Annotated in this window: 5 protein-coding genes and 2 pseudogenes; all 7 read left to right on the top strand. The window is 36.7% G+C overall.

From position 1 onward, the window contains the following. Nucleotides 1-120 (top strand): annotated as a pseudogene (locus tag QZ413_RS03010) (single-stranded DNA-binding protein); the annotation flags it as partial. A gap of 25 nt (nucleotides 121-145) precedes the next feature. Then, complete coding sequence (rpsR, locus tag QZ413_RS03005; RefSeq protein WP_297076190.1) at nucleotides 146-382, top strand: 30S ribosomal protein S18; 237 nt, start codon at nucleotides 146-148, stop codon at nucleotides 380-382. Between the two features lie 210 nt (nucleotides 383-592). Continuing rightward, complete coding sequence (locus tag QZ413_RS03000) at nucleotides 593-2,050, top strand: DHH family phosphoesterase (protein ID WP_297076188.1); 1,458 nt, start codon at nucleotides 593-595, stop codon at nucleotides 2,048-2,050. A gap of 5 nt (nucleotides 2,051-2,055) precedes the next feature. Further along, nucleotides 2,056-2,511, top strand: coding sequence for a 50S ribosomal protein L9 (rplI, locus tag QZ413_RS02995; RefSeq protein ID WP_297076186.1), 456 nt, complete (start codon nucleotides 2,056-2,058; stop codon nucleotides 2,509-2,511). 36 nt (nucleotides 2,512-2,547) lie between these two features. After that, nucleotides 2,548-3,912 (top strand): replicative DNA helicase, encoded by a 1,365-nt coding sequence (gene dnaB / locus QZ413_RS02990; RefSeq protein WP_297076184.1) that lies wholly within the window; start codon nucleotides 2,548-2,550, stop codon nucleotides 3,910-3,912. 193 nt (nucleotides 3,913-4,105) lie between these two features. Next, nucleotides 4,106-5,398, top strand: coding sequence for an adenylosuccinate synthase (locus QZ413_RS02985; protein ID WP_297076183.1), 1,293 nt, complete (start codon nucleotides 4,106-4,108; stop codon nucleotides 5,396-5,398). Between the two features lie 197 nt (nucleotides 5,399-5,595). Further along, nucleotides 5,596-5,732 (top strand): annotated as a pseudogene (locus QZ413_RS02980) (GlsB/YeaQ/YmgE family stress response membrane protein); the annotation flags it as partial.

The following is a 5,732-nucleotide window of genomic DNA, read 5'->3' as shown; positions in this document are numbered from 1 at the left end:
AATTTCAATCAAAACCAGACATCTCAACCATCAAACGGAATGCCGAATTTTGATCGTGATACTTCTGATCCATTCGGAAGCTCATCAATTGACATTTCAGATGATGACTTACCATTCTAGAACAAATTGATAGGAGGGAAAAAGGATGGCACAACAAAGAAGAGGCGGACGTAAACGTCGTAAAGTAGACTATCTTGCAGCTAACCATATTGAACATGTTGACTACAAAGATATCGAATTATTAAAAAGATTTATCTCAGAACGCGGTAAAATTTTACCACGTCGTGTAACTGGTACTGGTGCTAAAAACCAACGTAAATTAACAGTTGCAATCAAACGTGCACGTATTATGGGCTTATTACCATTCGTTGGTGAAGAATAAACCATATTTAAATAAAGGAATCTCATAATTATGAGGTTCCTTTTTTGTATCATTATGTTTCACGTGAAACACGAAAAAACTAAGCTATCTGAACAGTAGGAGTCCGGAATCATTTTGTGGTAAAATATCATATAAGAATGAATAAAGGTAAATGAATTATATTTTATCAAAGGTTTTCTAGAAAATGTTGGTATATTAAGGAGTAAGAACATGACAGTGATTGGAATTATTTCTTTAGATAACTATGATGATTTGATTGACCAAATGGATGATAAGTATGTATCAACGTTGAATTCGTTAGTTACAACGATTATTTCAGACTGGGCGAATAGCTATCATATCTTTTATAAACGCTTGAATTCAGAACGCTATCTTTTTGTGGCAAATGAGGAAAATTTAGAGGAAATGCAACAAAAGAAGTTTCCCATTTTAAATCAAGTGAAAGAAGCAGAAATGCACAGTGAATTTATTTTAACGATCAGCATTGGCATTTCATATGGACAAGATAACATTGAAACGATTGGCGAACGAGCGCAAATGAATCTAGATTTAGCTCAGGCTAGAGGTGGCGATCAAGTAGTCGTACGTGGTGAAGATCCTGCAAGTAAGCCGTTATTTTATGGCGGGAATACAGATGGAACGATTCGGAGAACAAGAACACGTTCTAGAGCAATGAGTGTAGCTTTAAAACGTTTGTTTAGTGAAAATAAAAAAGTATTCATTATGGGTCACCGTTTTCCCGATATGGATGCGATCGGTGCTTCATTTGGGATGGCTACAATCGCGCAAATCGTTGGGATCGAACCATATATTTTGATTAACTATCAGCAACTAAATCCAGATGTGAGTCGCTGCATCGACGAATTGGAAAAATATCCAGAGCTGAATTCACTATTAATCGAAGAGCAAGCTGCACTAGAGCTAATCGATGAGGATAGCTTACTGGTGATGATCGACCATAATAAACCTTCTTTAGGGATCTCTGACGCTGTATATCAAGCAATCGATAAAGTGATCATCGTGGATCATCATCGGCGTAGTGAAGAGTTTCCACAGCGACCTTTACTTACTTATATCGAAACATCAGCTTCTTCGACTTCTGAACTAGTCTCAGAATTTATTCAATTTTTAACAACACGTAAGCAACGTTTGCCTAGATTAGTTCCGACCTTGTTATTGGCAGGTATCTATGTAGATACGAAAAATTTTATCGTGAGAACGACAGGAAAAACTTTTGATGTAGCTAGTTTTTTAAAGTCTAAAGGAGCAGATAATCCTTTGATTCAATATCTTTTGAGTTCGGACTTGGATTCGTATCTATTAATTAGTGGACTAGTCGCCAGAAGTAAGTATTATCGTAAAGATATTTTGATTTCTGTTGCCGAAGATCATGAAATTTACGATAGTATTACAGTAGCAAAAACTGCCGATACACTATTGTCCTTAAATGGAATTAGCGCTTCTTTTGTGGTCACGAGACAAGCCGGAGAGAAGATCGGTATTAGTGCTAGAAGCACTGGGAAAATCAATGTTCAAGCGATTATGGAAGCATTGGATGGCGGTGGTCATTTTACCAATGCAGCAACACAGATTTCGAATAAAACACTAAGTGAAGTACAAGATATGCTTTATAATGAATTAGAGCAACGAAATTTTAACGAGGAGTGAATAAAATGAAAGTTATTTTTTTAGCAGATGTCAAAGGTAAAGGTAAAAAAGGTGAAGTTAAAGAAGTACCGGCCGGTTATGCACAAAACTTTTTATTCAAAAATAAATTAGCGAAAGAAGCTACCAATGAAACGATCGCTGAGCTGAAAGGTAAACAAAAAGCACAAGAAAAGCATGAAGCAGAGCTTGTTGCCGAAGCAGAGCAATTAAAAGCCACTTTAGAAGCAGAGAGTACTGTTGTAAAACTACAAGCTAAAGCGGGGCAGGATGGTCGTTTATTTGGTTCGATTCCTTCTAAACAAATAACAGATGCTTTAGAAAAACAATATAAGATCAAAGTCGATAAACGAAAAGTGGAATTGAAACAACCTATTCGTACACTAGGATATACAGATATCCCAGTAAAACTGCATCAAGGTGTCAATGCTACGATTCGAGTGCATGTTGAAGAAATAAAATAAAAGTAGACTAATGTAACAAATGAGGGGAACAATAGAATGAATGAAGTTTGGCAAGACCGCATTCCGCCTCAAGACATTGAAGCAGAACAAGCTGTACTGGGAGCAATCTTTTTAGATGCAGATACAATTGTAGATGCAATGGAAGTATTAGAACCGCGAGCTTTTTATCGTCGTGCACATCAACTGATATTTCAAGCTATGATCCAGTTAAATGATCGCAATGAAGCGATTGATGTGATTACGTTGAAATCAGAGTTGGAGCAAGCAAATGGATTAGAAGATGTTGGTGGAATTGCTTATCTAGTTGAACTAAGTCAGGCTTCACCATCTGCTTCTAGTATCGCATACTATGCGAAAATTGTTAGCGATAAAGCGATGTTACGCAATTTGATTCATACTGCTAACCAAATCGTCACAATGGGCTTTGAGCAAAGTGAAGATATCCAAACGATCATTGATGATGCAGAACGTAGTATTTTAGAAGTGACCGAAAAGCGAAATAGTAGTGGCTTTCGCTCAATAGCCAATGTTTTAAATACTACTATCGAAACAATTGATCAGTTAGCTCAACAAGGAGAAGCGATCACAGGGTTGCCGACGGGGTATCAAGCATTAGATAAAATGACTGCTGGCTTACAAAAAGAAGAGCTGATTATTATTGCAGCTCGTCCAGCTGTTGGGAAAACGGCCTTTGCACTGAATATTGCGCAAAATATTGGCACAAAAACTGATGAATCAGTTGCGATTTTTAGTTTGGAGATGGGTGCTGAATCATTGGTCAATCGAATGCTTTGTGCCGAAGGATCGATTCAAGCAGCCAACTTGCGAACAGGGCAATTAACTGAAGAAGAATGGCGTGCATTGATTGTCGCTATGGGAAGTTTATCGCAAGCTAATATTTACATTGATGATACACCCGGGATCAAGATTTCAGAGATTCGTGCACGTTGTCGTAAATTAGCTCAAGAAAAAGGTGGTCTAGGTCTGATTTTAATTGATTATTTGCAATTGATTGAAGGTACTGGTCGTGAGAGTCGCCAACAAGAAGTTTCAGAGATTTCACGTCAGTTAAAAAAATTGGCTAAAGAATTAAAAGTGCCTGTTATTGCACTGTCTCAGCTTTCTCGTGGAGTCGAACAACGACAAGATAAACGACCAGTTTTAAGTGATATCCGTGAATCCGGTTCGATTGAACAAGATGCAGATATCGTAGCCTTTTTGTATCGAGAGGATTATTATGAACGTGAAGGTGAAGATAACGAAGAAAAAGAAGAACAGATCGACAATAAAGTGGAAGTAATCATCGAGAAAAACCGTAGTGGTGCTCGTGGAACTGTGGAATTACTTTTCATTAAAGAGTACAATAAATTTTCTTCACTTTCCTTACGCGAGGAATTTTAAAAGAAGCAATCTAGAGAGTTTTTTCTAGATTGTTTCTTTTTTTCTGTAAATTTGTTTATAAATTACAATAATGTTCGTTTTTTACTTGTTTTTTAAGCGAAAAAATAAAAAATATTCGATAATTATTTGAATTATTGTGCAAAACTTGCTACAATGTTTTGGGAATACAACAAAATAAGAAAGAGGTATTCATATGTCATCAGTAGTAGTAGTAGGAACACAATGGGGCGACGAAGGTAAGGGGAAAATCACTGATTTTTTAAGTGAAAATGCAGAAGTTATTGCTCGCTATCAAGGTGGAGACAATGCAGGTCATACCATCAAATTTGATGGAACAACGTATAAATTACATTTAATTCCTTCAGGGATTTTTTATCCAGAAAAAATTAGTGTTATCGGAAACGGTGTCGTAGTCAATCCAAAATCACTAGTAAAAGAATTGGCGTACTTAAAAGACAACCAAGTCACTACCGATAATTTACGTATTTCTGATCGCGCTCACGTTATTTTACCGTACCATATTAAATTGGATCAATTACAGGAAGATTCAAAAGGCGAGAACAAAATCGGAACGACAATCAAAGGGATTGGGCCAGCCTATATGGATAAAGCTGCTCGTGTGGGAATTCGAATTGCTGATTTACTAGATAAAGAAATCTTTGCTGAACGTTTAGCAATCAATTTAGAAGAAAAAAATCGTCAATTTGTTAAAATGTTTGATTCTGAGCCAATCGAATTTGATGATATTTTTGAAGAATACTATGCTTATGGACAACAAATCAAACAATATGTTACCGATACTTCAGTCATTTTAAACGATGCTTTAGATGAAGGTCGACGTGTCCTATTTGAAGGTGCTCAAGGAGTAATGCTAGATATCGACCAAGGAACATATCCATTTGTTACTTCTTCTAATCCAGTTGCTGGTGGGGTAACGATCGGTAGCGGTGTGGGACCTTCTAAAATCGATAAAGTAGTTGGTGTTTGTAAAGCATATACATCACGTGTAGGAGATGGACCATTTCCAACTGAGTTATTCGATGAAGTCGGCGATCAGATTCGTGAAGTTGGCCGTGAATATGGAACAACAACAGGACGTCCACGTCGTATCGGTTGGTTCGATTCAGTTGTAATGCGTCATTCTCGTCGCGTATCTGGTATTACAAATCTTTCGTTAAACTCAATCGATGTGTTAAGTGGGCTAGAGAAAGTTAAAATTTGTACGGCATACGATTTAGATGGAGAATTAATCTATCACTACCCAGCAAGCTTGAAAGAGCTACAACGCTGCAAACCTGTTTATGAAGAATTACCAGGATGGTCAGAAGATATTACCGGTTGTAAAACATTAGCTGAGTTACCTGAAAATGCACGTAATTATGTTCGTCGTATTTCAGAATTAGTCGGTGTTCGCATCTCTACTTTCTCAGTAGGACCTGATCGTAACCAAACGAATATTTTAGAAAGCGTTTGGTCACAAATTTAAAGATTAAGAAGAGCAAGTTGCTCTTCTTTTTTTTGTGAATTCTATTAATTAAATAACATGAGTTTTATAACTTTAAATCTCATTTAAGCAGATTAAGTGACGAATATGTAAGGTTATAGTATGATTGTTTTATCGCATAAGGTAACAAAAATATATGTGAAGCAATTATTCGAATTATATTGAAGGGAGTGTTTTATATGGGATTAATCTGGTCATTAATCGTCGGTGCGATCATCGGTGCGATTGCAGGTGCTATCACAAATAAAGGATCTTCTATGGGTTGGATTGCAAATATCGTTGCAGGTCTAGTCGGATCTTTTGTAGGACAAGCATT

Source organism: uncultured Enterococcus sp. (assembly GCF_913775425.1).
Classification (GTDB): Bacteria; Bacillota; Bacilli; order Lactobacillales; family Enterococcaceae; genus Enterococcus_G.
Note: the sequence above shows the minus strand (reverse complement) of the source record. Positions and strands in the feature narration are given on the sequence as shown.

Coding starts and splice junctions, on each gene's coding strand:
- rpsR (WP_297076190.1), top strand. CDS start 146: ATGGCACAACAAAGAAGAGGCGGACGTAAACGTCGTAAAGTAGACTAT.
- dnaB (WP_297076184.1), top strand. CDS start 2,548: ATGAATGAAGTTTGGCAAGACCGCATTCCGCCTCAAGACATTGAAGCA.
- QZ413_RS02985 (WP_297076183.1), top strand. CDS start 4,106: ATGTCATCAGTAGTAGTAGTAGGAACACAATGGGGCGACGAAGGTAAG.
- QZ413_RS03000 (WP_297076188.1), top strand. CDS start 593: ATGACAGTGATTGGAATTATTTCTTTAGATAACTATGATGATTTGATT.
- rplI (WP_297076186.1), top strand. CDS start 2,056: ATGAAAGTTATTTTTTTAGCAGATGTCAAAGGTAAAGGTAAAAAAGGT.